Genomic DNA, 25,474 nt, shown 5'->3' with positions numbered 1-25,474 from the left:
GTGCTAAGCGCGAGAGGTGAGTCCCTGGCACGGAAGCCCCGGAGGAACCTTGTCCCGAATGAAGGCCCTCGTCGCCGCAGCCCTCGTCGTCTTCGGGCTCCCGGCACTCGCCCTCTCAGCACAAGAGGCGAAGCCGCTGGAGCCCGGTCGCGAAGCGGTCGCCATCCCCTACGAGAAGTACACGCTGCCCAACGGCTTGGAGGTCATCCTCTCCGTCGACCGCAAGCTGCCCGTCGTCTCCGTCAACGTCTGGTACCACGTCGGCGCCTACCACGAGCAGCCCGGCCGCACCGGCTTCGCCCACCTCTTCGAGCACATGATGTTCCAGGGCTCGCGCAACGTGGCCGATGACGTGCACATCTCCATGCTCGAACAGTTGGGCGCCACCGACCTCAACGGCACCACCAGCTTCGACCGCACCAACTACTTCGAGACGGTGCCCACCCACCACCTGGAGACCGCCCTCTGGCTGGAGAGCGACCGCATGGGCTTCCTGCTCGACGCGCTCTCCCCGGAGAAGCTCGCCACCCAGCGCGAGGTGGTGAAGAACGAGCGCCGCCAGGGCACCGAGACGGCCCCCTATGGCCTCGCCCGCGAGGCGTCCTGGCACGCGCTGTTCCCCCTGCCGCACCCGTACCACGGTGACGTCATCGGCTCGATGAAGGACCTGGACGCGGCCACGCCGGAGGACGTGAAGGACTTCTTCCGCAAGTGGTACGCGCCGTCCAACGCCACGCTCGCCGTCGTCGGTGACTTCGACGTGGCGAAGACGAAGGCCCTCATCGAGAAGTACTTCGGCTCGCTGCCCAGCCACCCCAAGCCGACGAAGCCCGAGGTCGCCTCGGTGAAGCTCGCGCAGCCCGTGGTCATCCGCCACGAGGAGCGCGTGGCCACGCTGCCCCTGCTGTCCATCCAGTGGCTGTCGCCCGGGTACTTCGAGGACGGGGACGCCACCGCGGACGTGCTGGCCACGGCGCTCGGCACCGGCAAGGCCAGCCGCCTCTACCGCCGGCTGGTGTTGGACAAGCAGCTTGCCCAGAGCGTCAACGTCACCCAGCAGAGCCAGGGCGCGCAGTCGGTCTTCACGCTCGACGTGGTGGCCCGGCCCGGCGTCTCCACGGACGCGCTGCTCAAGGAAGTGGACGCGGTGCTGGAAGACATCCGTCGCAACGGCATCACCCCGGAGGAAATCCAGCGCGCCCGCACCCGCTATGACACGCGCACGCTGGCGGGCCTCCAGTCCATCGGCGGCTTCGGTGGCAAGGCGGACGTGCTGCAGAACTACAACCACTTCGTCGGTGAGCCCAGCTACGTGGCGCAGGACCTGGCGCGCTACGAGACAGTGACGCCCGAGTCCGTGAAGCTGTTCGCTCGCGACACGCTGCGCCCCGATGCTCGCGTCATCCTCCACGCCGTGCCTCCCGCCCGGAAGCAGGCACCCGTCGAACCGAAGGAGCGCCACTGATGCGCCGCCTCATCACCGCCCTCGTCGCCGTCTCGCTCGCGGGCTGCGCCAGCCAGCAGAAGCCCTCGACGACCGAGCCCCAGGGCACCGCCGCCCCCCAGTCCCCGAACCCCGCGGCGCCCGCCGACGCGGAGGCCTTCCGCGCGACGCCGCCCCAGCCGGGCAAGCCTCCGGAGCTGGTGCTGCCCACCTTCCAGAAGGCGACGCTCGACAACGGGCTGACCGTGCTGGTGAGCACCCGGCGTGAGCTGCCGCTCGTCTTCGCGGGCGTCACCTTCGCCGCGGGCAGCGCGCAGGACCCGGTGGGCAAGAAGGGCCTCGCCGACCTGACGTACCGCATGCTGCTGGAGGGCGCGGGCACCCGCGACACGGTGGCGTTGGACAACGCCTTCTCGGACCTGGGCGTGTCCGCCTTCCAGGAGGTGTCTCCGGATGGCGCGCAGGTGGGCGTGCGCGTGCTGACGCGCAACGTGGATGCCGCGCTGGCCCTGCTGGCGGACGTCACCCTGCGGCCCACCTTCGCTCCCAAGGCCTTCGAGCGGCGCAAGAAGCAGCAGCTCGCGGACCTGGTGCGCCGGCTGGGTCAGCCCAGCGCGCTGGGGCAGATTGTCTTCCTGTCCTCCGTCTTCGGGAGCACGCACCCGTACGGGCACACGTCCGCGGGCATGCCCGACACCGTGCAGGCGCTCTCGCTGGAGGACATCCAGGGCTTCTACAAGAAGCACGTGGGCCCGGCCGCCGCGGCGCTCGTGCTGACGGGTGACATCTCGCTGGACGAGGCCGTGGCCTTCGCGAAGCAGCACTTCGGTGCATGGAAGGCGCCCGCGACTCCGCCCGCCGCGCCGCCCGCGCCGTCCACTCCCGCGCGCCAGATGGTGTACGTGGTGCCCAAGCCCGGCCTGGACCAGACGGTGATGATGCTGGGCCGTCCCGCCATCGCCGCGGGCAATCCGGACGAGTACTCGCTGGAGCTGGCCACCACCGTGTTCGGCGGCTTCTTCGGCAGCCGGCTCAACATGAACCTGCGCGAGGCCAAGGGCTACAGCTACGGCGCGGGGGCGAGCACGGATGCGCGCCTGGGCGTCGGTCCGCTCACGGCCTATACGTCGGTGCGCGCGGACGTGACGGGCCCCGCGCTCAACGAGACGATGGGCGAGTTGAATGGCCTGAAGTCGAAGCCCATCACCGAGAAGGAGCTGGCGGCCGCGCGCGAGGGCCTCATCCGCGCCTTCCCCGGCGCCTTCGAGTCGGTGGAGGGCCTGGGCTCCAGCGCGTCGCAGCTGTATCGCAAGCGCCGGCCGTTGGATGAGTTCAACCGCACCGTGGAGGGGCTGCGCACCGCCACGGCGGCCGACGTGCAGCGCGCGGCCGAGAAGTACCTGGACCCGGCCACGCTGCAGATCATCCTCGTGGGAGACCCGCTGCTCATCCAGGAGCAGGTGTCTCCGCTCAACCTGGGCAAGCTGATGGCGGTGGAGCCGGACACGCAGCCGGGCAGCGCGAGCGCGCGCCCGTAGTCGTCAGTCCAGCAACGAGCCCGGCGCGTCGACGAAGGACGCGTCGGGCCTCTTCAGCGAGGGCGTCAGTCCTCCTCCTCGACCTGACGCTCCAGGGCCCGTTCGCGTCCCTGCCGCTCGCGCTCCAGTTCGTCCGCCTCATCGATGGGGCTGCGGATGTCAGGCACGTCGCCGCCGACGGGGCCGTCGCTGTCGAGCGCGAACTTCTGCTCCCGCGTGCTGCGGATGGAGTCCGCGGCGTAGAGGGGCAGGGTGTCATCCGCCTCCAGACCTCGCTCCACGCGGTCCTTCGCGAAGGTCGGCTTGTGGTGGCCCCCAGCCCCGCCACCCTTCGAGGGGTCGTTCTTCTTGTTGCCCGTGCCCATGTCGCGCTCCTCGTCGAAGGGCGCGGAGTGCATCCCCACGCCGACTCCACACAGGGCTCAATGTCGGAGCGACAACCACGGGCACCAAGCTCCGTGCGACGACAGCGGGGCCCGCCCGCCTGGGTGGTGGGCGAGGTGGCCCGGGTCGCTAGGTCTGCGTCGAGACGAGCGGCGGCGGCTCCACCACCACCTGCATGGAGAGCGAGGTGTGCTCGGCCTCCCAGCGCAGCCACAGCTTCGGACGCGAGACTTTCGAGCGCGCGGGCTCCACCTTCAATGACAACCAATTGCGCTCGCGCAGATAGCGGCTCTTGCCCACCGGGAGCATCTCCGTCTGCATGTACGACGGCAGGTCATCCACCGACTCCTCCGACAACAGCCGCATGCCCATGAACTGGAGAATGTTGGGCGGCGGGTGGACGATGCCCGAGGACGTCACCTGCTCAATCGCGGCCTCCGCGAGCCCCGCCGGGATGTGCTCCGGATTGCGCGAGCGGATGAGCCCCCGCGCCCCCACGTGAACGTCCCCGGACACCACCGTCACCGCGCAGTGCGACACCTTCGCCAGTTGGAGCAGGTCCACCATCAACCGGATGCGCTCGCCTCGATGCGCGACGGACTCCCACTGGTCCAGCATGTCGTCGTGCAGCGCCGTGTCGCCGCCCAGCGTCTCCACCGAGGGACCGAAGCGCAGGTGCACCAACGGAATGGAAGACAGCACGATGACGTGCCTGGACTTCTTCCCCGCGTCCTTCCCGTGCTCCTGTCGCCACGCATCCAACGTGTCCCATTGCCCGGCGCTCATCACCTCGTGCGCCATCTTCCCGTTGACCTGCTTGCGGTACGTGCGCCCGCTGCGCAGGTCCAACGCCACCAGGTCCACGTCGCACTCCGTGCCCACGAAATGCAGCGTCTGGAGATAGTGCGCGTCACAGGGCCTGCGCTTCGCGGGCTTCTTCTCCGCCGTCTTCAGCTCGCCCAGTTGGAAGGCCTCGAAGGCGAGCGCGGCGGCGCTGTAGATGGACTCGAACCACTCGCAGGACTGCAGCGATTCGTGCGAGCCCCAGCCGTCGAAGATGTCGTGGTCATCCCAGGTGAACAGGCCTGGCACCCGCGCGAGCATGGGCGCGAGTCCCGCCGAGCCGCTCCACCGCTCGCAGTACAGCTCCACGTAGCGCGCCAGCATCTCCTCGTGGAAACCCGGAGGCGGCCCGAAGTCCCGGTTGAGCTTCTGCTCCAGCTCCCGCTTGCGGAACTCCACCAGCGGCTCATGGTCCAGGAGCGAGTCCGCGTACACCTGGTCTCCACCGCCGAGCAACAACTCGAAGCCGCCTTCTCTTGGCTCCTCGTGCTGGGCCAACATGTCCGCCCAGCAGCCGAAGGGACGCTTCATCCGCATCACCGAGCCCCACGTCTTCGCGTCGCTCGCGCCGTTGCAGGAGAAGAAGGCCGCGCGAGGCAGGGCGCCCTTCGCGGGCACCACCACCGTCTTCACGTCCTCCTCCCCCCAGGGCTTCACCGCATGCCCCCGCGAGGAGAAGTCCACCTGCTCCAGCGCGGCACAGCCTTCCCCGGGCTCGAAGCGGTACGTCACCCGCCGGGGCGTGGCCTCGCGAGTGAGCGTCACCTCCCACCGCCACAACACACCGGCGGCCGGGCTGTTCAACGAGGAGAAGTCCGCGACCGACGTCGGCGGAGTGGAGACAGCACCCGCCACCTCCACGCCGTCGAGACCCTGGAAGCGAAGCCGCAACGGAGGCGGCCTCGCCGGGTCCGAGTCAGAGAGGTACAGGTTCACGAAGAACGACCACGTGTCCTCGGATGGCTGATTCCTCGCGTACAGCATCGGCCCGAGCAGCTTCTTCATGTGCTCCCCCCGGTCTGCACCAGGGCCGTAAGCCCCGGATTCACGGACTCTAGTCCGGAACCCGGTAGCCGGGAGCCCATGCGGGGAGTGTGTCCTGCGTCCCCAAGTTGCCCACAGGCTCGGAGGAGGGGCGAGGCGGGCCTACTTCGCGAGGAAGTCGAGCACGGCGGCGTGGAACTTCTCGGGGGCCTCGAAGTGGGGGATGTGGCCCACGGCGGGCAGCTCCACCAGGGTGGCCTGGGGAATGGCCTGGGCGGTCTTCTTCCCCAACTGGGGAAACTGGCCGAGCGTCGCGGCGACGTCGGCGGGCACCTTGCCCCGGCCAATGAAGGTGCGGTCCTCCTGGCCGATGACGACGAGCGTGCGCGGCTTCACGAGCGGGAACTCGTGGGACACGGGCTGCTCGTAAATCATCTGCGACGTCTCGGCGGCCACGCGGGCCAGGCGGGGATAGTCGCCGCTGAGCGTCTGGCGGTAGAGCACCTGGACCCAGACGTCATACTCGGGCTTCCACTTCACGTAGTACGTCTGGTGGTACTTGCGCGTGGACGCCTCCGTCACGGCGAGCTGCTCGCGGTAGTACGCCTCCGTCGGCTGCCAGGGGACCTTCTCGCGGTAGTCCTCCAGGCCGATGGGGTTCTCGAGGATGAGCCGCTCGGTGGTCTCCGGGTACATGAGGGCGAAGCGCGTGGCCAGCATGCCGCCCATGGAGTGGCCCAGGATGACGGCCTGCTTCACGCCCAACGTGTCGAGCAACTGCTTCGTCAGCGAGGCGAGCGTGTGGAAGCTGTAGTGGATGTCCGGCTTGGACGAGCGGCCGAAGCCGAGCTGGTCCGGCGCGACGACGCGATAGCCCGCGGCGGTGAGGGCGCGGATGGTGGCCTCCCAGTACGCGCCGAAGAAGTTCTTGCCGTGCAGCAGCACCACGGTGCGCCCGTTGGCGCGCGCGGTGGGCTTCACGTCGAGGTAGGCCATGCGCACGTCCTGGCCCTCCACCGTCAGGGGCAGCTGCTGCACGGGGAAGGCGGAGGGCAGGCCCTCCAGCGCGGTGCCGAGCGGCTCGACGGCGCCCTTCGTCTGGGCGAGGGCGGGCGGAGCCGACAGCAGCAGGGCGGTCAGGGCCAGGAGGGAGGGACGGACGGACATGAAGCGGGCTCCTCGCAAGGGGTCGGTGTCTCGCGGCGACAGCGTCCGTGTGTAGCGCGTGGGGCGCGAGGACGCAGGGCCTTCGACACCTGAACCGGCCTTCATGTCCGGAGGTGGACCGGGGCACGCCCTCATCGTGGAGGGCGTGGGCACCCCGGGTGCGGGAGGTCAGTTGGGGGAGCGCTCGAAGCTGCGCGGGCTGAGCAGCCGCAGCGTCAGCACCATGGCGAAGAACAGGACGCTGGCGCTGATGGTGACGAAGCGCACGCCCACGCGGTCCGCGAGCGCGCCCAGGGCCCAGACGCCCGCCGCGTACCCGCCGCCGAGCACCATGCTGTACAGGCTGCTCACGCGCGCCTGGAGTTCACGGGGGACGCGCGAGGTGGCGAAGGCGTGCAGGCCGCTCATCAGCGTGAGGTAGTTGGCGCCGAGCACGAAGATGGCCGCGGCGGCCACCGTCAGCGTGGGCGACATCCAGTAGAGCGCGGACACCACGCCAATGGACATGGCGGCGAAGCCCAGGAGCTTGCGATGACCGAGCGCGTCCGCGAGCGTGCCCACCACGACGGCGGCCACCACCGCGCCCGCGCCCTGGCAGGCGACGAGCAGCGACGTGGCGGCGGCGCCCTGACCGAAGACGTTGATGGCGAAGACGGGCACCAGGCCGATGAAGGGCGCCACCAGCGCGGCGACGAACAGCGTGCCCCACAGCACCAGGGAGATGTCCTCGTCCCCGCGCGCCACGGAGACGCCTCGGGTGATGCCGGCCCAGAGGCTCTCCTTCGTGCGAGCGGCTTCCCGCGTGGGCATGCGCACGCGCGACAGCGCCACGAGCACCGCGACGAAGGACAGCGTGTTGACGAACAGCGCCCACGGCGCGCCGCCCATCTGGAGCACCAGCGCCGCGAGCAGCGGGCCCATGATGCGACCCAGGTTGAACTGCGCCGAGTTGAGGCTCATGGCGCTGTGCAAGTCACGGGGCGGAACGAGCTCCGCGAGCATCGCGGAGAAGGCCGGGTTGGTGAGCGTGCTCGCGCAGCCGTTGAGCAGCGTGACGACGCCGACGATGGGCACGCTGAGCTGGCCGGTGAAGGCGAGCACCGTGAGCACCGCGGCCAGCGCGAGCTGCACGCCGGTGCCCAGCGCCACGTAGGCGCGGCGGTCGAAGCGGTCCGCGAGCGCGCCGCCCAGGGGCGACAGCACGACGGAGGGAAGGAAGGCGAGGGCGACGATGCCGCCGGTCCACTCGGCGCGGCCCGTCTCCTGCGTGACGTACACGCCCATCGCCACCGTCTCCATCCAGGTGCCGATGTTGGAGATGAGTGCGCCCAGCCAGACAGCGAGATAGCCGGGGTGTTCGAAAGCGCGAAGCGAGGAGAGATGGGGCAGTCGAAGTGCGCGCACGGCGAAACCCTTGTACCGCACGCGTCTGCGATGCGCTTCCACGAGACGCGTCATGCTTGGTGCCGCAATCACGAGAGGCGCAGTGGGCCCAGCAGTCAGCCTTCAGCGTGCGATGGATGACGACGACGCGGACGATTCGCTCGACAGGGCTGTGACACAGCTCACGCGCGCGGCGTACGGCACAGTCGCTCAGGCATGTCCTGATACGACGCATTTCATGAAAGCCCTGCGAGGAATTGCGTGGGCGCGGGTGTGTGATTGTCGGGGCATCGGTGCGCGCGTGCGGATTCGAGCGCGCGCCCGGGTGACGTCAGCGTGAGGAGACGGGGCCCTTGCCGGCGGGGCGGAGGGTGCCGTCGTCGGAGATGCGGGCGCCGGAGTCGGGGAAGTCCACGGCGGTGAGGTCCTTCAGCAGTTGGATGACGGCGCCCTTCTCGTCGGGGACGGCGAGGCCCTTGTCCACCTGCTTCGTGGCGAGGACGCGGCCGGAGGTGAAGTCACCCGCGTTGTTCAGCTCCACCTCCAGCACCATGCCGAGCCCCTGCGGACCCTTGAGGTTGAAGCGGCCGTAGGTGGCGAAGTTGCCCAGCGAGTACGCGATGAGGCGGCCCTTGTAGAACTCCAGGCCTCGCACGACGTGGGGCCCGTGGCCGATGACGACGTGGGCGCCGGCGTCCACCACCGCGTGGGTGAAGGCGCGCAAGTCACCGCGGTCCTCGCCGAAGAACATCTCCCGGCCGTTGGGGACGTGGAGCGCCTTGCCGCCCTCGGCGCCGCCGTGGAAGGAGACGAGGACGATGTCGTGCTCCGCCGCCGCCGCGCGCACCAGCGCCGTGGCCGTGGCCAGGTTGTTGAGGTGGTTGCACGAGGGGGACGTGTGGAAGGCCACCATGCCGATGCGCAGGCCGTTGCGGTCCACGGTCGCCACGGAGCCCGGAGGTCCGCTCCAGGCGATGCCGAGCGCATCGAGCGTGGCCTCCGTCTCGCGACGGCACAGCTCACCGAAGTCACCCGAGTGGTTGTTGGCGGTGGAAGCCAGGTCCACGCCCGCGTCCTTGAAGAACTGGCCGTAGGCGGTGGGCGAGCGGAACGCGTAGCAGTTGCCGGACGAGCGGCACTTGGTGGTCTTCCCGTTGTCGCAGAGGGGGCCCTCGACGTTCGCGAAGGTGATGTCCGCGTCCTGCATCAAGGGGAGCACACCCGCAATCACGCTACCGCCGCCATCGGGTGGCAGGTTGTCTTCGGGGATGGTGGTGCCGAGCATCATGTCGCCCACGGCGCGGATGCGCACCTTGGCGTCGGCGGGCGGGGGCGGGCGGGTGCTGGCCAGGGGGGACTGGGAGAGCCGGGCCTGGAGGGCGGCCTGGCCTCGGGCCTGGGCGAGCGCGGTTTCCAGGTCGGGGTGCTCGGGCGCGAGCTTCTGGACCTCGGTCCACTGCGTGAGCGAGTCCGCCCAGCGGCCTTCGACGGAGTAGGCCCAGCCCAGTTCCCAGCGGCAGTCCACGCGGGAGGGAAGGCCCTTCACGCAGGAGGAGAGTTCGGTGATGGCGGTGGCGGTGTCCTTGGACTTGAGGGCTTCGAGTCCTCGGGCGTAGTGGGCCTCGGCTTCGGCGGGGGAGGGGATGGCCGAGGAGCCCGAGCCCAGGGCGAAGGCCGCGGCACGGAGGGCGCCAGCGCCGGCTCGGGCCGCCGCGCTGCCCAGGTCGGTGACGGTGCCCTGCGCGGGAGCGGGTTGCACGGTGGGCGGGGTGTCCGACGAAGAAGCCAGGGCTGGCTGCACCGTGGCTACGGGAGTGTTCCGGACCAGCGCGGTGCTGACGGCCTGAGTCCCCGTGCGGAGCGCGGCGGAGGCCACGCTGGATGGGGACTGGCTCGCGACGGCGCTCACGGACCCCGAGCCCGTGCTCAGCATGGCGGTGGCCACGCTCGACGGAGACTGGCTCGCGACGGAGCGCACGGAACCCAAGCCCGCGCTCAGCATGGCGGTGGCCACGCTCTGATGATCCGCGCGCATCACCGCTCGCGCGGATCCATCTCCCGCACTCATCGCGGCTGAGGCCACGCTCATCATCGCCCGCGCGGATCCATCTCCTGCGCGTTTCGCGACCGCATCCACGGATGCCTCCGCACCCAGCGCGGCGCGCACGGACCGTGAGCCCGCCGAGGACAGCAGCTCGGCGCTCTCGGTGACGGACGCTGTGGAGAACTTGTGGGCGGGGGCGGGCTCGTGCGCCGGGGAGGTACCCGGCGAGGTGGCGAGCGCCAGCAGGACGAAGGCGGACGGAAGCATGGGCCCGCGCATCTTACGAGGCTCCGGGCCCTCCAGGGACAGCCCACATGTGCCCGGCCCATCAGCAGCCGGGCAGGCGACACACGCCCCCCACCCCCGGCGCTGGCATGTGCGTCACCGGGCACCCTCACTCCCCCCACGGGCCCCCTAGCCGAGCAGGTCCAGGAGCCAGGACCGACGGCGCTGGCGAGGCAGCAGCCTCAGCCGACGCAGCTCCTTGCGCTTCACCCGCCCCTCCACGGCGCTGTGCACCGACAGTTGCCCCGGTCCACGCAGCAACAACCCGAGGGCGATGGCACACAGCGCGACGTTGAACTCGTACCCGCCCTTGGTGTTGTCGAAGCCCTTGGAGCCATGCACCTTGGCAATGGCGAAAGCCTGGGTGACGAGCACGGCCAACGCGGCGGGCCGGGTGGCGAAGCCCAGGATGGCGCTCACACCCGCGAGCACCTCCGTCACACCGGTGGCCAGCACCAGGGGCCGGGCGGGAGTGAGCCCGAGCTGCTCGAAGAAGCCCGCGTGCTGCTCGGTGCCTTCCTTGCGCAGCTTGGCCAGCCCATGGACCACCATCGTCGAGCCAAGTGACAGGCGCGGAGGCAGCAAGGCCGCCGCCTTGAGGATGTCGGGTTGCTCGGTCAGCATCACCGCGTTCATGCCCTGTTCTCCTTGCTGGAGGGCCATGCATGGGCCCATCCGGGAAACCTGGGTACGTTGGGAACGGACCGCGCGCGTCGCACGGGTGGCCACCTTCCCCTCCCTCGGAGGGCAGGCGGACCCACGGCCGCTCCGCTCCGCCCTTCACGGCCACCAATCAAGGTGGCTCGACCCGGAGCACGGCCGGCGCCAGACTGGCGAGTCCATGGCCCTCCGCGACGTGTTCCTGTCCCTGGCGTTGTCGCTGTCCGCTCCGGCCCTCGCGCAAGAAGGCGTCACCGTGAGCGTGCGCTGCACGGAGACGTGCACGGTGGTCTTCGACGGGAAGCGAGGACGTCGAGTGAACGAGGCCCTCTGGGAGTTCCAGGGCATCGCCCCGGGAGCACGGCGCGTGGAGGCCACGGGTGTGCTGGGCCGGCCCCTGGCGAGCGGCTTCGCGGACATCCCCGACACGGCCCTGGCGACCGTCTATCTCGTCAGCAACCAGCGCATCGTCGTGCGGAAGGAGAGCACCTCCTCACCCGGCACGCCTGAATGGGTGGAGGGAAGCTCGCGAGTCACACGTGTCTCCGAACACACCCCGAGCCCGCCGCCGCCTCCACCTTCCACCGCGAAGAGCGTGGCCATCGTGCGCTGTCTGGAAGACTGCGCGGTGATGCTCGACGGGCGAAGGGGAACGCGTCGAGACGAGCGGACCTGGGAGTTCCGGAACGTGGAGCCCGGCAAGCGCCGAGTGGAGGGCACGGCCGAGTTGCTCCAGCGGAAGCTCTTCGCCAGCTACATCGACGTGCCCGCGGGCACGGAGGCCAGGTATCAGGGGGACTCCAAGGGCCGGGTCATCCTCACGGAGCACTGGGCGCTCGCGGATGTCGAAGAGGCCCGTGAGAAGGCGGGACTCGCGGACGCCTCGCGTCTCCATGTCCGCTGTCTCAAGTCCTGTGAGGTGTCACTGGACGGCGCTCGCAAGGGTGACGAAGGAGGCTCGGGTGGAGTCATCCAGGACGTGAAACCAGGGCGGCGTGAATTGAAGGTGATGTTCACCCTGGGCAAGCAGCAGCGCCGACTGACACTCGACGTGCCGGCGAGGAGCGAGGTGTTCATCACCGCGTCGGAGGGTGGCGGCCTCCAGGTGACGAACACGAAGCCCCTGGGCGCCGAATAGCCAAGTCACCTGTCCGAGCAACCAGGCACGCCTCCCCCGCGTGACACGGGAGTTTCGATTGCCGACATGACGATATTTGAATATCGTCATGTCATCATGCCAGTCACCGCCTCGACTCTCGAAGTCCGTCCACTGAGTCGGACCCTCAAGGCGCTGGGGGACGAGACGCGCCTGCGCATCATCGCGCTCCTGTCGCATTCGGAGCTGTGCGTCTGTCACCTCGAGCGCGCGCTCGAACTCCCGCAGTCCAACACCTCTCGGCAGCTCGCCGTCCTCAAGGCCGCGGGCCTCGTCGAGTCACGACGGGAAGGAAGCTGGGTGTACTACCGGCTCTCGCCTCAACTGGATGCGCTGTGCGACTCCCAGGTGAAGGCGCTCGTCGCGGCCTTCGCTTCCCGGGATGCGATTCGCCGTGAAGTGGCGCGACTGCTCAAGGCGTGTGGCCCCGATGCATGCACCTGAGGCCCCCATGAGTTCGCCGACAGTCCCCGTCGGTGTCGCCAGAAAGCTCTCCCTCCTCGACCGGCTGCTGCCCGTGTGGATTGTCGCGGCCATGGTCCTGGGCATCGGCCTGGGCCGAGCATTCCCGGACCTGGGCACACGGCTCGACACGGTGAAGCTGGACACCGTCTCACTGCCCATCGCCCTGGGACTGCTGTGGATGATGTACCCGGTGCTGGCGAAGGTGCGCTACGGCGAGCTCGGGCAGCTGAAGACGCGCGGCAAGCTCTTCGCCACCTCGCTGGTGCTCAACTGGGTCGTGGGCCCGGTGCTGATGTTCGCCCTGGCGTGGTTGTTCCTCCCGGACCTGCCCCACTATCGCAACGGCCTCATCCTCATCGGACTGGCTCGCTGCATCGCCATGGTCCTCATCTGGAACATGCTCGCCTGTGGAAGCAACGAGGTGGCCGCCGTCCTGGTGGCGCTCAACTCGGTGTTCCAGATTCTCTTCTACTCGGTGCTCGGCTGGCTCTTCCTCACCGTCATCCCGGGGTGGTTCGGCCAGACGGGAGCGGTGTTCGACGTGTCGATGTGGAGCATCGCCCGGAGCGTGCTCATCTTCCTCGGGGTGCCACTCGTGGCGGGCGCGCTGACTCGCGGGGTGCTCACGAAGTGGAAGGGCGAGGCGTGGTACGAGCAGCGCTTCCTCCCGCGACTGGGGCCCACGGCGCTGCTGGGGCTGCTGTACACCATCGTCCTCATGTTCGCGATGCAGGGCGAGAAGATGACGCGCCTTCCCCTGGACGTCGTTCGCATCTCCCTGCCGCTGCTCGTCTACTTCGCCGTCATGTTCACGAGCGCCTTCTTCGTCTCGCGAAAGCTGGGCTTCAACTACGAGGAGACGACCTCGCTCTCCTTCACCGCGGCGGGCAACAACTTCGAGCTGGCCATCGCCGTCGCGGTGGGTGTCTTCGGCATGGCCTCGGGCGAAGCGCTCGCGGGCGTGGTGGGGCCCTTGATTGAAGTGCCCGCGCTCATCTCCCTCGTCTATCTGTCGCTGTGGCTCCGGCGCGGATTCTTTCCAGAGGCCTCGACATGAACCTCGTCATCTTCGCCTGTGTCCACAACGCGGGGCGCTCGCAGATGGCGGCGGCCTTCTTCAACGCGATGGCGGACCCCACCAAGGCACGGGCCCTCTCGGCGGGAACGAACCCGGGAACGCAGGTCCATCCCGAGGTGCGCGCCGCCATGGCGGAGGTAGGCATCGACCTGTCGACGGCTCGGCCCCAGCTCCTCACGGACGCGCTGGCGCAAGACGCCCAGTGGCTCGTCACCATGGGGTGTGGCGATGCGTGTCCTGTCGTCCCGGGGTTGAAGCGAGGCGACTGGCCGCTGGAAGACCCCAAGGGCAAGCCCGTCGAGCGGGTGCGCGAGATTCGAGACGAAGTCCGTGCCCGTGTGGTCGACTTCCTGTCCCGAGAGGAGTGGTCACGATGACTGTCACGCTGCGGCCTGCCCGACCCGAGGACCTGGGCCCTGTCGAAGCCCTGTTGACCTCGGCGGGACTTCCGCTCCAGGGAGTCGCACGCCACCTGCCCGCGTTCCTTGTCGCCGAATACGAGGGAGCCATCGTCGGGGCCGCCGGTCTCGAGGTGTACGCCACCGGCGCCTTGCTCCGCTCCGTCGTCATCGCCTCCGCGCGGAAGGGACAGGGGCTGGGCGCAAAGCTGATTCACCGGCTGGTCCAGAAGGCGGAGGCAGAGGGAATCGGCACGGTGTTCCTGCTCACCACGACGGCGGAGGACTACTTCCCGCGCTTCGGGTTCACTCGCATCGAGCGAGCCAACCTCCCTCCCGAGTTCCAGGCCTCCGAAGAGCTTCGAGGCGCGTGTCCCGCCAGCGCCGTGGTGATGCGCCGCACCGCACCTCCGGTCGGGTAGACGCTCAGTCGCTCTCGTTCGGAGGCGGTGCCTGCTCCGCGAGGGGCGGGTCCATCAGCGCGGCGACCTCGGGGGCGTAGCCTCCGGGTCCTTCACCGTGGACGACGAGCGGTGGGCGCACGGTGAGGCCCCTGTCCCTGTCACGCACGGCCTGCACGAGAAACCGCGTCGCGGGGGCATCCACGCGCGAGTGGACGAAGCGCAGGACACGAGGATGCAGCTTCGCCTGGGCCAGCCACCCCAGGACCTCGGCCGCGCGCGCCGCGGGATACACCAGGCTCACCAAGCCCCCGGGAGCGAGTGCGTAGCGTGCCGCCGTGATGACGGCCTGCGCATCACAAGCCACCTCGGACTTGGAGATGGCGCGCTCGTCATCCGGGCTGCGGACTCCCGCGTCGGCGACTCGGAAGGGAGGGTTCGACACGACATGGCCGTAGGCGCCGCTGGTGACGAACTCCCGGATGCGACACAGGTCCCCGAGCACCGGCCGCACCCGGGCCTCACAGGCATTGAGCGCCACCGCGCGCGTGAGCCGAGCGAACACGGCGGGCTGGAGTTCAAGGGCATCCACGGGCCCCAGGCCGAATTGTTTCACCAGGAGCAATGACACCACGCCGCTGCCCGCGCCCAGTTCGAGGACAGGACTCGCGGGGCTCGGGATGGACTCGGTGGCCGCGAAGTGCGCGAGCAACACGGCATCCAGCGTGAAGCGGTAGCCATTGCGTCGTTGAAACACGCGCACGCCCGCCGTACCGATGGAGTCGAGCGTCTCGTCCGGGCCGGGCTGGAGGTGGGAGGGCGTCACGGGGTGGGTCCCGCAAGCTTGCATCCGCGTCGCACACGCGTCCACTGGGGTGGCGCGGGTGTCCTGTCACGGGCTCACGAGGACTGATAGAGATGAAACATGGGGCACCCGTCCACCGAGAATCGCACCCCCTTCATCTTCGAGCCCCTGTTCCTCACCGATGAGGTGTTGCGGCCCCTGTTCGTGCCCGTGGTGAAGGCCACGTTCGACTTGAAGCCTCGCGGTGCGCCGGTGCTCGCGGAGGAGCAGGCGCCCTTGATGGTCGCGGGCGAGCGCTGGGACGGAGCAGAGACCTCCAGTCCGCGCCTGGAGCCCGAGAGCGCGTTCACCAAGGTCGGCACGGACGTGGTGCTGCTGGGACACGCGCATGCGCCCAAGGTTGGGACGCGCGAGTTGCTCGCGGAGTTGCATGTCGGGCCCATCCACAAGCAGGTGCGCGTGGTGGGAGACAGGACGTGGTTCAAGAGCCTGGGTGGCATCGGCATCACCCAGCCGCTGGCGTTCGAGCGCATCCCCCTGCGCTACGAGCGGTCCTTCGGGGGTTGGGACAAGAGCGCGCAGGACGCCGCGAAACACACGTTCGAGCCTCGTAATCCACTGGGCACGGGCTTTCGAGCCAAGGGGAGTCGGTTCGAGGAGGGGCTTCGGCTGCCGAATCTGGAGTCGCCCACGGATGTGTTGAAGATGTGGGGCCAGTGCCCGACGCCCACGGGGTTCGGCTTCATCGAGCCGCACTGGCAACCTCGCGCGTCCTATGCGGGGACGTATGACGACGCGTGGCGCAAGTCGCGCAGCCCGCTGTTGCCGAAGGACTTCGACCGGCGCTTCCTGAATGGGGCGCCCAAGGACCAGCTCGTCACGGAGTACCTGCGGGGCGGTGAGTCCGTGTTGCTCGCGCACGTGGCACCCGGAGGGGTGATGGGCTTCAAGCTGCCCGCGCTGGCGGCGCCACGGGTGCTGGCACCGCGAGCACGGGGATTGGATGACGCGGATTTGGAGTTGAAGTTGGACACGGTCGTCATCGACACGGATGCGATGAAGCTGTTCCTCGTGTGGCGAGGGACGTTCACCTTGCAGCGCGAGCCGACAGAGCTGCGCTCCATCCAGGTGACGTGTGACGGCGCAGAGGGGCTCGTCCCCGGGCAAGCCGTCGGGACGAGGTGACGTCCAGCGGCGCGGAGGAGTTCGTTTCCGGGCAATCCGTCGGGACGGGGTGACGTCCAGCGGCGCGGAGGGGTCGTTCCCGGGCAACCCGTCGGACTGGGTGACGCGCGACGGCGCGGCAGAGATCCCTTGCAGGCAATCTGTTGGGCTGGGGTGACGTGCGACGGCGCGGCGGGGTTCGTTCCCGCCATCACGCCTGCCCGGGTGACAACCGAGGGCGGGGCGTCGCCGGGCAGCCCATCGCCCGAGGTGACGCGGGCTACTCCGTCGGAGTCGTCTGAAGGGCCCAATCGCCTGTGTAGGTCACCGTCATGGGGACGCGGGCGAGGGGAGGGCAATAGCGGAAGCTGGTGTCCACGGGAGCGATGCCAGCGCGCTCGGCCAGTCTCAGCAGGGCGAGTCCTTCCAGCCAGATGAACCGATGTGGCGCGAAGGACGTCACGGGCGTCGACAGTGAGCGGGCACGCTTCTCGGTGGAGAGGCCGTACTCGAGACACGCGGTGGCGAAGGCCTCGGCGAAAGCGGTCCGGTCGGCGGAGGCCAGGGCCCGCACGACGGCGACGCGGCTGGCGTAGGGCTCCTTGCCCACCTTCTCCAGGGGAACAAGCACCCGCTCCAGGGCGACGGACGAGGCGGGTGGGGTGCGCGCGAGGACTTGGAGGGTGGAGGCCCAGAGGAACTCGTCCTCGTACTCGGCGCCCTGTTGCCACTGGGTACTGGAGGTGGCGGCGACGGCCTCCGCGAGGGGGAAGTGGCCGGCGGCGAGGGCACCCAGAAAGGGGGTATTGCGCCGGGCGGGGGGAGGAGGGAGTCCGCGAGCCTCGAGGAGGAGGTGGAGGCGGCGAGCGTTCTCGGCCATCCGGCAGAGGTTGAGGAAGAACCCCTGGGGGTTGCCGTCGACGAGCAGGGTGGCGACGGCGATGAGGTGCAGGTCGAGGGAGATACCGTCAAGCCGGGTGAGGAGACTGGGGCGGTCGGCACCGGGGTCGAACCGGCTCAGTTTTTCACCCAGTGAGTCAGCCGCGTCAGCGCGAAGGGAAATCAGGCGAGCCATGGGAGAAGTGCGGGTGAGCGTAGCCTGGAAACGAGCCTTCGGGCAGCATTGACGTCAAGAGGTGGCGACCTTGCGCCATCCTCGCTCCAGGTGGGTGTGCGCATGAGCAACCTCAGTGCGAACGAGATGAACACGGCGCTGTCGCAGCGCCTCTTGGCCATCTTCGAGCGAAGCCGGGACCGGAAGTACGCGGCGGCCAAGGAAGCGAATAAGAAGAAGCCGAAGCCAGCGGAGGAGTCTGCGGACGACGCGGACCACGTGGACAGCAACGCGCAGCCGCGCGGGGTGCTCGGCAAGGATAATTACTATGCGCAGAACGGCTCGAACTACATCGCGTCGCTGGACGGGCGCGGCGTGTACCGAGTGTTCGACCATCCGCACCTGGATGAAATCCGGGACATGGTGCGCGAGACAGCGGAGTTCCCGGGAGGACCGCCGGAGAACTTCAATCCGAGGGCGAAGGACAAGGAGAAGAAGCCCGCGCTTCAGAAGTACCCGTACGCATGGGAGGCCCACCACATCCTCCCGGGCTCGGCGTTCTATTACGAGCTGAAGAGTGGGACCGCCTTCACGTACCAGCAGCTCCGGCTGATTCTCCAGTCCGAGTACAACCTGAATCACGGTCACAACATCATCATGTTGCCGGACCAGGCATGGGCAGTGCCGGTCCACGCGCTCCTGCAACACCCGGGCGACCATCCCAACTACACGCAGCAGGTGATGCAGGACATGAAAGTCATCGCCAAGAACCTACAGAAGGAGATTGATAAACAGAAAGACCACGGACTCTTGGTCACGGATATATTCAACAAACTAAAAGAATTGGAAGACGACTACTGGGACATTCTCGTCGATTTGAGCAGGGCTGTCGTCGCCACCGTCACGGCGGGCAAAGAGTACAAACATCCGCTTGTGAGATATGCCCCGAAAGACAAGAAAGCAAAGAGCCGCTATGAGTGGGGCTCTCTTTACTGAGATAAGGAAAAAGGAGTCATTATGAAGTATTTCGTCTTCAAGGTCATGTCGGTCGAAGGAGGGTTCATTGATGAGTATCCCAAAGGGAGCCCTACTGACTGGAAGTTCGATGAAGGCATCAGCCTCGCCAAGGAGTTTCCCATGGGTGGCGAGGTGTCCTTCTCTGATAACTATCCTGACCACCGGAACCTCTACGACTTCCAGCCCAACCTGATGAGCGATCTCCTCGTTTCAGGGCGAGGACGCAAAATCATCGAGTCGCTGGAACTCACCAATGCCGAGTGGCTGCCCGTCGTCGTCAAGGACCATAAGGGCAATGTCGTTGGCCCCGACTACGCCTTCCTCAACTTGCAGGGTGCCGAACCTGCCATCGACATGGAAAATTCTGTCTACAGGATGGATTCCCTGGCGAAAGATCAGATCGGCCGCGTCAAGAAGTTGGCCCTCAAATACGACGCCATCAATCCCCAGGCAAAGATGTTTCGCTGCACCATGCAGCGCCGTCTCACTCTCATTCGTGAGGACGTCCATGCCGCCTTCGTCCAGGCGGGCCTGACGGGATTCAAGGTCTACAATGCTGAAGGCTGGAACGGCCTGAACCTTTGATTCTTCCGAGAACCAAGTCCGTCACGCCCATGAACTACTTCGTCTTCAAGGTCATGGCTGAAGAAGCAGGGTTCATCGAAAGTTATCCGCGTGGAAGCCCGACGGATTGGAAGTTCGACAGGGGAATCAGCCTCGCCAAGGAGTTTCCAACGGGTGGCGAGGTCTCCTTCTCCAAGAACTATCCTGATGACCGGAACCTCTACGACTTCCAGCCCAACCTGATGAGCGACCTCCTGGTTTCAGGACGGGCACGCAAGCTCATCGAATCGCTGGAGGTCACCAACGCCGAGTGGCTTCCCGTCGTGGTCAAGGACCACAAAGGCAACGTCGTTGGTCCCGACTATGCCTTCCTCAACCTGCAGGGTGCCGAAGATGCCATCGACATGGCCCGCTCCGTCTACGATATAAATCATCTTGCAAAAGACCAGATTGGCCTCATCGAGAAGCTTGTACTCAAATCCGATGCCATCAGCCCTCAGGCCAAGATATTCCGCTGCACGACGGAAACCCGCCTCACTCTCATTAGAGAAGACGTCCTCGCTGCCTTCAATGAAGCTGGGCTAACGGGCTTCAGGGTCTATGAGGCCGAAGGCTGGGACGGCGTGGAAATCTGAGTTCATCATGTTCGAAGCCAATTGCATCGAAGAACAGCCCGCTGACATCGTTGCTCGCATCCTCGAGGAACAGGTGCCGTGCTTCGTCACAGCGCGCGAGGGAGTCCGCGGGGTTCTGCTTCCCCTGGACGAGGTCTACACCGAGGTTCTGGAACTGCATTCTCGCGTCATCGACGCGCGGATGAAGGACCTGGTCCGACCCGGCAAGGACATGGCCATGTACTGCATTCAGGTCAGCCTGTCGGACGAACATGACGCCATCCGCTTCAGTGATGAAGAGGGGGAACCCGTCCTCGCACTGGTGGGCGCCATGCGCTTCCTTCGTTGGATGGAAGAGTCCGAAGAAGAATCATGAAGCGCGCTCGATCACAGGACCGGCTGTGAAATACTTCGTCTTCAAGGTCATGGCCGTGGAAGCGGGGTTCGTCGACGAATACCCTCGTGGCAGCCCAACGAAATGGAAGTTCTCGAAAGGAATCAGCCTCGCCAGAGAGTTCCCCATGGGAGGCGAGGTTTCCTTCTCGGACAACTACCCCGACGACCGGAGCCTCTACGACTTCCAGCCCAACCTGATGAGCGGCCTCCTGGTTTCAGGACGGGCACGCAAGATTATCGAGTCACTGGAAGTCACCAACGCCGAGTGGCTCCCCGTCGTGGTCAAGGACCAACAGGGAAGTGTCGTCGGCCCGGATTACGCCTTCCTCAACTTGCAGGGCGCCGAAGATGCCATCGACCTGGAGCGCTCTGACTACAGGATGGATGCCATTGCGAAGGACCAGATTGATCGCATCAACAATCTCGTCCTCAAGCCTGGAACCATCAGCCCACAGGCCAAGATGTTCCGCTGCACCACGTATCTCCGCCTCATCCTCATTCGCGAAGACGTCCTCGCCGCCTTCGAACAGGCGGGGCTGACGGGCTTCAGGACCTATGAGGCCGAAGGCTGGGATGGCCTGGAGCTCTGAGCCCCGCCTACGTGCCCCGCTTGCGCCCCGCCGTCAGGTGGATGACCGCCCGCTCTCCCGCATCCGCCGAGGAAAGCACCAGCACCATGGGCGCCGGCGCGTAGCCCCGCTCCAGTGCCCGAAACGTCAGCGCCGTCGCCACGGCCCCTGATGCCACTCCCGTGTGCCCAAAGCTCTTCGCTGGCATCCACACCGCGCTTCGCTCGAAGCGGGCATCCGTGTCCCTCAGGCGCACCTGGAGCATCCCCCACTCGAACGCCCTCGCGTACTGGCCATCATGGTCCGACACGAGCAACGGCGCGGACACCTCCGCCCCCCATGGCCCCAGCGCCGCGAGCACCTGCCGCGTCAGCTCCTGCCCATCCGGTGGCTGCTCCCCATCCAGCGTCGCCGCATCACGCCCCTGCGTCACCCTCACGACGGCCAGGCTCGGCTCCACCGGCGGCTCACGCACCAGCAACAGCGCCACCGCGGCCTCTCCCGCCATCAGCCCCGTGGCCATCCCCGGCGTCTTGAGCCGCTCCCGCTGGTGCAACAACGTCAGCGTCTCCGGCGAGACAAAGCTATCCACCGCGCACAAGAGCGCGCGCTCCACCTTCGAACCTCGCAGGTCCTCTCCCGCCGCCGCCAACGCCTGCGCGAAGGCCACGTTCCCCGCGTGGAACGCCTTCACGGAGCCCCTCCACGCCGGCAGGCCCAACGCCTGCCATGTCCCCTTCACCAGCCGGTCCACCAGCAACGCGATGCGCTCCGATGCCTCGTCCGGGTCCTCCTCAAACGGGTCCTTCTGGGTCGTGAAACCCCGAGCCTCCGGATCCGGCAACACAAGGTAGAGCCCCACGTGCGGCCCCATCGCCCGGAGGTCCTCCCGCGCTCCCAGGTCCACCAGCGCCTCCGCCAGCAACGCCACCAGCCTCCCCACTCCGGAGAAACCCAGGGTGGCGTCTCCCGCCGCGTGCACCGTGACGGGGCTCGGCTCCTCGTCACCCTTCAGGAAGACCTCGAAGTCGGGCGCCGCCGATGGCCAGGCCATCCCCGCTCGAAACGCCGCCGAGGCGGGCACCAGTCCCCCCAACGACGACGACATTCCCATCACCTGGACCCATCCCACCATGCGCGCCTCGGCCTCCGTCGCCTGAAAACAGAGTCTTCCACGAGGCGTCACCACGAACCACCACCCCCGCTCGTACCAGCGCTCCGGGAGCGATACACTCGGCTTGAGACACACGAGGCCCCGGCCTCGTCAGGAGTCACCCGTCATGAGCGCGACCGTCGGTGTCAACAAGCTGTCCGTCGTCCACAAGGATACCAACGGGAACACCATCGCCTTCCCGGACGTGTGCAAGACGCCCAGCCCCGCCGGCCCCGTCCCCATCCCGTACCCCAACATCGCCATGTCCTCCGACACCGCGAAGGGCACGAAGAAGGTCTCCGTGGACGGCAAGCCCGTCTGCGTCGAGGACTCCAACTTCAGCACCAGCAGCGGTGACGAGGCTGGCTCCGCGGGCGGCGGCGTCGCCTCCAGCAAGACCAAGGGCAAGGCCGAGTTCGTCAACTACTCCTTCGACGTGAAGTTCGAAGGCAAGAGCGTGGCCCGGACCTTCGACCTCATGCTCCACAATGACAAGAACACCCCGCCCGCGCCGCTGCTCCAGGGGCCTGTCGTCGCGCTCGGCCAGGACGAGATGAAGGCCAAGTGCCTGGTCTGCGAAAAGGAGCTGTGAAGATTCGCCGGCCCACCGTTCGCTGGGAGCTGCTCGAACATCACCTCGAAGAGGCCGAGTTCCTCTGGACGCAGTGGGAACAGGCCCTCTGGAGTCCGGAGCTCATCCTCTCGGAAGTCTCGGACGGAGACGAGGGGCGCCTGCTCGCCCATCTGGATGCGCTCGTCCTGGGCGGTCCTCCCGCGGCCCGACGCTTCCTCGTGCCCGCCCTCGCCTCCGAGGAGCCCGCTCGCATCGCCGTGGCCACCTGGGTGCTGCTCTCCTCCGAAGACCCGAGCGGGCACGAAGCCGTCTTCAAGTCCCTCGAAGCCACTCCCGATGAAGCGGGTCCCGGCATCCTTCGCGCGCTGGAGCTGCTCGCGCGTGATGACCTCCACGCGGCCTTCCTGAAGCGACTGCCCGGACTTCCACCGGAGGTCCAGGCGGGAATCGTCCGAGCGAGACGACTCCAGCGGCTCGCCTTGCCCGACACGTTGAACGGAGATGACGCCCTTCAGGCCGAGGTCCTCCGCGCCCTGCCTTACGTGCCTCGGACCGCCCTGGGCGACACCCAGGTGAAGCGCGGACTCGGACACGACAGCGCCCTGGTGCGCGACGCCGCGCTGGAGGTGGGCCTGCTGTTCGGCTCACGTGACGCCTGGACCGTGGCTCGTGAGCGGGCCATGTCCCAGGAACCCTCTCCGCGCGCGGCGCTGCTCTCGCTGGCCGTGGCGGGAGACTCGAAGGACCTCGCGGACCTCGTGGGTCGGCTCGCGGATGAGCAGATCCGCGAGGAGGTCATCTGGGCATTGGGCTTCAGCGGCAAGCCCGCTGCGGTGGAGGCCTTGCTCCCCCTGCTTCATGACGAAGACTGGGGACTGCTCGCCGCCTCGTCGTTCGCCGCCATCACCGGCCTTCCGCTCGCACCGCCCTTCATCCTGGAGGAACTCTCCGAGGAAGACGCGGCCGAGGAGGAAGAGGACGCCGAGGCTCCCGCGCCAGAGGATCTGCGCGAGACGCTGCCCGGGCCCCGAGTCCTCCCTGGGCGCGTGGATGCCCACGCCGTGGAGCACTGGTGGGCGGGGCGACGTGCGAGCCTGACTCAGACGGAGCGCTACCTGCGGGGTACTCGTCTCACGGTGGAGGGACTGGCCACGGCCCTGGAGACAGAGCCTATGCGACGCCGTCCCGCGCTCGCCTGGGAGGTCGCCCTGCGCAGCGGCGGTGCGCTGTTCATCGAGCCCCGACTGTGGAGCCTCTCGCAGAGACAGCAGGCGCGGACGCTGGTGGCACAGCTCACACGCGGCTGGAACCGCCTGCAGAGCCGCTGAATCCACGGCGGAAGAGGGGACAGTGGGCACACCACCGTCCCCTCCGTTTCACGCTACGGCGTGTACACGACGGTGAGCACCGCGTTCGTCGAGTCCTTCACGAACAGGTACTGCGTCGCCGTCTGCTCCAGGCTGAAGCGCAGCCGAAGCTGCGTCCTCCCCGTCCGGTTGATGGAGGCCAGGCCCGCGCCGCTGAAGTCCGCCGAGGCCTTCGCCCCACTCGCGAACTTGTCGATGCTCGCCACCGCGCTCGCATCGGCCGCCGCCGCCCAGTCCGTGACCTCCGTGGACGCGGCGTTGAACGTCCCCGCCTTCACGTCGATGACCACCGTGTTCCCCGCCGGCGTCGACCACGCGTCTCCCGAGCCCGACGAGTAGCTCACCGTGAGATACGCCCGCGTCACCGTCGCCCCATCCGGCAGGCTCGACGTGTCGAACGAGACGAAGGAGCGGTTGTACTTCCCATCCGTCCCACGCCCCAGCGCCAGGTTCGTCAGGGTCCCCAGCACCGCCGCACTGCCGTCCGCGTTCGCCTTCAGATAGCCATCCTCCGCCGCGATGCTCGTGAAGGTCGCCGTCGTGGGCGTCGGTGTCCCCGTGTTGTTCACCGTGACGCTGGTATCGCTGTCCGTCGCCTGGTTCCCCGCGGCGTCATACGCCCGAGCCCCCAGCGTGTGCGCCCCGTTCCCCACGCCCTGGCTGTTCCATGTGAATTCGTACGGCGCCGCCGAGGCCGTCGCCACCGGGCTGCCATCCACCAGCAACTCCACCCGCGCGACACCCACCGCGTCCGAGGCACTCACCACCACCTTCACCGCGCCGCTCACCGTCGTCCCACTCGCCGGAGACGTCACGTTCACCGTGGGCGGAGTGGTGTCACCGCTCGGCTCGCCACCGCCTCCGGTGAGGCCGAAGAACTTCGCCTGGTGATACACGGCGCAGATGTTCGCGTCCGTCACGTACGCGCCCGTGGAGCCACACGCCGTGGTGCTCCCGGGGAAGTTGTACTGCGCGTCGAACGCCACCGCGTGACCCATGCCGGTGATTTCCCACGTCTCGACGAGCGCCCGGCCCGCGCCGTCGCGGTAGACCTTGTGCGGGAAGCCCGACACCGTCTCCGTCGTGTCCGGCGTCTGGTCGATGCCGTGAACGTTGGTCCACTGCTCCATCGCCTCCGTGCCGTTCATCGGCCGGACGGTGAAGTCGCTCGTCCCGTACCAGATGGACACCGGCGGACGCGGCCCCGTGTAGCCCGCGTAGCCACTCCGCGCCAAATCCCCCCACGCCGCGGGCGTCTTGTCCGTGCCCGGGCTCATGCACGAAAACGCCGCGTTCATCGACGTGGCGCACTTGTACGGCCCTCCCGCGTTGATGGCCCCCGCGGAGAAGACGTCCGGATACACGGAGAGCAGCGCCGGAGCCATGTACCCACCGGCCGAGAAGCCGACGACGTACACCCGCGACGCGTCGATGGAGTACGCCGCCTTCATCGCGTCCACCATCTGCTTGATGGACAGCGCCTCGCCCGAGCCACGCGCGATGTCACCCGGCTCGAACCAGTTGAAACAACTGGTCGCGTTGTTGCCGCTCGCCTGCTGCGGATACACCACGTAGAACTTGTAGATGTTGGCCGCCGCCGTCCAACCACTCAGCTCCATGCCCGTCGCGTTCTGCGTGCAGCCGTGGAGCACCACCACCAGCGGCGCGTTCGCCGCCACACCCGTCGGCACGTGGCGATACATCGCCAGGTTGCCCGGGTTGCTGCCAAAGCCCGTCACCTGCGTCAGCCCTAGCTCGGACTGTCCCAGCTCCGGCTCGGCCTGCACGGAGGGCTCGGCGTCGAGCCCACCACAGCCCACGGCTCCCGCGAACAACCACGCGGCGAGGGTGAATCGAGAACACGTCGAAGTGAATCGGGAACGCTGCGAGGACATGGTGCCTCCCGGGCCGCCGGGGGGAAAAGACGGCCACGGGCCGCAACGTGACTCCCCCGCATCTCCCGGGTT

The 25,474-nt window shown here is 67.8% G+C and carries 25 protein-coding genes; 15 read left to right on the top strand and 10 right to left on the bottom strand.

What is annotated here, in order from left to right:
* Positions 1-58: 58 nt before the first annotated feature.
* Both HUA74_RS22050 and HUA74_RS22045 read left to right on the top strand, forming a co-directional pair.
* On the top strand, positions 59-1,465 hold the full coding sequence (locus HUA74_RS22050) for a pitrilysin family protein (RefSeq protein WP_174456100.1): 1,407 nt from the start codon (positions 59-61) through the stop codon (positions 1,463-1,465).
* Positions 1,465-2,982, top strand: a complete 1,518-nt coding sequence (locus HUA74_RS22045; protein WP_174456099.1) for an insulinase family protein — start codon at positions 1,465-1,467, stop codon at positions 2,980-2,982. Before HUA74_RS22050 ends, HUA74_RS22045 begins: the two co-directional genes overlap by 1 nt.
* Positions 2,983-3,047: 65 nt before the next feature.
* Here HUA74_RS22045 and HUA74_RS22040 read toward each other — a convergent pair whose 3' ends face one another.
* From HUA74_RS22040 to HUA74_RS22015, 6 genes are all read right to left on the bottom strand, one after another.
* On the bottom strand, positions 3,048-3,347 hold the full coding sequence (locus tag HUA74_RS22040) for a hypothetical protein (protein WP_141648617.1): 300 nt from the start codon (positions 3,345-3,347) through the stop codon (positions 3,048-3,050).
* A gap of 148 nt (positions 3,348-3,495) precedes the next feature.
* On the bottom strand, positions 3,496-5,214 hold the full coding sequence (locus HUA74_RS22035; protein WP_174456098.1) for an alkaline phosphatase D family protein: 1,719 nt from the start codon (positions 5,212-5,214) through the stop codon (positions 3,496-3,498).
* Between the two features lie 141 nt (positions 5,215-5,355).
* Positions 5,356-6,360 (bottom strand): alpha/beta fold hydrolase, encoded by a 1,005-nt coding sequence (locus HUA74_RS22030; RefSeq protein ID WP_174456097.1) that lies wholly within the window; start codon positions 6,358-6,360, stop codon positions 5,356-5,358.
* A gap of 168 nt (positions 6,361-6,528) precedes the next feature.
* Positions 6,529-7,764, bottom strand: a complete 1,236-nt coding sequence (locus HUA74_RS22025) for an MFS transporter (protein WP_174456096.1) — start codon at positions 7,762-7,764, stop codon at positions 6,529-6,531.
* Between the two features lie 310 nt (positions 7,765-8,074).
* Positions 8,075-10,054, bottom strand: coding sequence for a CapA family protein (locus HUA74_RS22020; protein WP_254625174.1), 1,980 nt, complete (start codon positions 10,052-10,054; stop codon positions 8,075-8,077).
* A 147-nt stretch (positions 10,055-10,201) separates the two neighbouring features.
* Positions 10,202-10,708 (bottom strand): DoxX family protein, encoded by a 507-nt coding sequence (locus HUA74_RS22015; RefSeq protein WP_141648268.1) that lies wholly within the window; start codon positions 10,706-10,708, stop codon positions 10,202-10,204.
* A 205-nt stretch (positions 10,709-10,913) separates the two neighbouring features.
* Here HUA74_RS22015 and HUA74_RS22010 point away from each other — a divergent pair, with 205 nt between their 5' ends.
* The 5 genes from HUA74_RS22010 to arsN2 all read left to right on the top strand — a co-directional run bounded on the left by HUA74_RS22010 (position 10,914) and on the right by arsN2 (position 14,251).
* On the top strand, positions 10,914-11,870 hold the full coding sequence (locus HUA74_RS22010; RefSeq protein ID WP_174456095.1) for a hypothetical protein: 957 nt from the start codon (positions 10,914-10,916) through the stop codon (positions 11,868-11,870).
* 66 nt (positions 11,871-11,936) lie between these two features.
* Positions 11,937-12,332 carry a metalloregulator ArsR/SmtB family transcription factor gene (locus tag HUA74_RS22005; RefSeq protein ID WP_254625173.1) on the top strand — a complete coding sequence of 132 codons (396 nt, stop codon included), beginning with the start codon at positions 11,937-11,939 and terminating at the stop codon, positions 12,330-12,332.
* Between the two features lie 7 nt (positions 12,333-12,339).
* The gene (arsB, locus tag HUA74_RS22000; RefSeq protein ID WP_217443528.1) at positions 12,340-13,410 is read left to right on the top strand and encodes an ACR3 family arsenite efflux transporter; all 1,071 of its coding nucleotides are present in this window, start codon (positions 12,340-12,342) and stop codon (positions 13,408-13,410) included.
* The gene (locus tag HUA74_RS21995; RefSeq protein ID WP_141648265.1) at positions 13,407-13,808 is read left to right on the top strand and encodes an arsenate reductase ArsC; all 402 of its coding nucleotides are present in this window, start codon (positions 13,407-13,409) and stop codon (positions 13,806-13,808) included. Before arsB ends, HUA74_RS21995 begins: the two co-directional genes overlap by 4 nt.
* Complete coding sequence (arsN2, locus tag HUA74_RS21990; RefSeq protein ID WP_174456093.1) at positions 13,805-14,251, top strand: arsenic resistance N-acetyltransferase ArsN2; 447 nt, start codon at positions 13,805-13,807, stop codon at positions 14,249-14,251. Before HUA74_RS21995 ends, arsN2 begins: the two co-directional genes overlap by 4 nt.
* Before the next feature lie 4 nt (positions 14,252-14,255).
* Here arsN2 and HUA74_RS21985 read toward each other — a convergent pair whose 3' ends face one another.
* A complete protein-coding gene (locus HUA74_RS21985) occupies positions 14,256-15,080 on the bottom strand; it encodes a tRNA1(Val) (adenine(37)-N6)-methyltransferase (RefSeq protein ID WP_174456092.1) in 825 nt (274 codons plus the stop codon).
* A 75-nt stretch (positions 15,081-15,155) separates the two neighbouring features.
* Here HUA74_RS21985 and HUA74_RS21980 point away from each other — a divergent pair, with 75 nt between their 5' ends.
* Complete coding sequence (locus HUA74_RS21980; RefSeq protein WP_174456091.1) at positions 15,156-16,220, top strand: DUF2169 domain-containing protein; 1,065 nt, start codon at positions 15,156-15,158, stop codon at positions 16,218-16,220.
* A 259-nt stretch (positions 16,221-16,479) separates the two neighbouring features.
* On the opposite strand, the gene HUA74_RS21975 is transcribed toward HUA74_RS21980, so the two are convergent.
* The gene (locus HUA74_RS21975; protein ID WP_174456090.1) at positions 16,480-17,274 is read right to left on the bottom strand and encodes an immunity 49 family protein; all 795 of its coding nucleotides are present in this window, start codon (positions 17,272-17,274) and stop codon (positions 16,480-16,482) included.
* Between the two features lie 102 nt (positions 17,275-17,376).
* Here HUA74_RS21975 and HUA74_RS21970 point away from each other — a divergent pair, with 102 nt between their 5' ends.
* The 5 genes from HUA74_RS21970 to HUA74_RS21950 are packed head-to-tail and all read left to right on the top strand — an operon-like array spanning position 17,377 to position 20,434.
* Positions 17,377-18,249 (top strand): AHH domain-containing protein, encoded by an 873-nt coding sequence (locus tag HUA74_RS21970; RefSeq protein ID WP_174456089.1) that lies wholly within the window; start codon positions 17,377-17,379, stop codon positions 18,247-18,249.
* Positions 18,250-18,270: 21 nt separating this feature from the next.
* Positions 18,271-18,855, top strand: a complete 585-nt coding sequence (locus HUA74_RS21965) for an imm11 family protein (protein WP_174456088.1) — start codon at positions 18,271-18,273, stop codon at positions 18,853-18,855.
* Between the two features lie 29 nt (positions 18,856-18,884).
* Positions 18,885-19,469, top strand: coding sequence for an imm11 family protein (locus HUA74_RS21960; RefSeq protein WP_174456087.1), 585 nt, complete (start codon positions 18,885-18,887; stop codon positions 19,467-19,469).
* Entirely contained in the window at positions 19,435-19,824 is a 390-nt protein-coding gene (locus tag HUA74_RS21955; protein ID WP_254625172.1) for a hypothetical protein, read from the top strand. The genes HUA74_RS21960 and HUA74_RS21955 overlap by 35 nt, the downstream gene beginning before the upstream one ends.
* A 25-nt stretch (positions 19,825-19,849) precedes the next feature.
* Positions 19,850-20,434: an imm11 family protein gene (locus tag HUA74_RS21950; protein ID WP_174456086.1), complete on the top strand. Its 585-nt coding sequence runs from the start codon at positions 19,850-19,852 to the stop codon at positions 20,432-20,434.
* Positions 20,435-20,441: 7 nt separating this feature from the next.
* Here HUA74_RS21950 and HUA74_RS21945 read toward each other — a convergent pair whose 3' ends face one another.
* Positions 20,442-21,548, bottom strand: coding sequence for a hypothetical protein (locus tag HUA74_RS21945; protein WP_174456085.1), 1,107 nt, complete (start codon positions 21,546-21,548; stop codon positions 20,442-20,444).
* A gap of 145 nt (positions 21,549-21,693) precedes the next feature.
* Between HUA74_RS21945 and HUA74_RS21940 the strand changes: the two genes are divergently transcribed.
* Both HUA74_RS21940 and HUA74_RS21935 read left to right on the top strand, forming a co-directional pair.
* The gene (locus HUA74_RS21940) at positions 21,694-22,158 is read left to right on the top strand and encodes a DUF4150 domain-containing protein (protein ID WP_174456084.1); all 465 of its coding nucleotides are present in this window, start codon (positions 21,694-21,696) and stop codon (positions 22,156-22,158) included.
* A complete protein-coding gene (locus HUA74_RS21935) occupies positions 22,155-23,468 on the top strand; it encodes a TIGR02270 family protein (protein ID WP_174456083.1) in 1,314 nt (437 codons plus the stop codon). The genes HUA74_RS21940 and HUA74_RS21935 overlap by 4 nt, the downstream gene beginning before the upstream one ends.
* A 53-nt stretch (positions 23,469-23,521) precedes the next feature.
* On the opposite strand, the gene HUA74_RS21930 is transcribed toward HUA74_RS21935, so the two are convergent.
* A complete protein-coding gene (locus HUA74_RS21930; RefSeq protein WP_174456082.1) occupies positions 23,522-25,402 on the bottom strand; it encodes a PHB depolymerase family esterase in 1,881 nt (626 codons plus the stop codon).
* Positions 25,403-25,474: the final 72 nt, after the last annotated feature.

Origin of the sequence: Myxococcus sp. CA051A (assembly GCF_013336705.1) — a bacterium.
Taxonomy (GTDB): domain Bacteria; phylum Myxococcota; class Myxococcia; order Myxococcales; family Myxococcaceae; genus Myxococcus; species Myxococcus llanfairpwllgwyngyllgogerychwyrndrobwllllantysiliogogogochensis.
The sequence above is the reverse complement of the archived record's forward strand: the minus strand, read 5'-3'. Positions and strand labels throughout refer to the sequence as shown.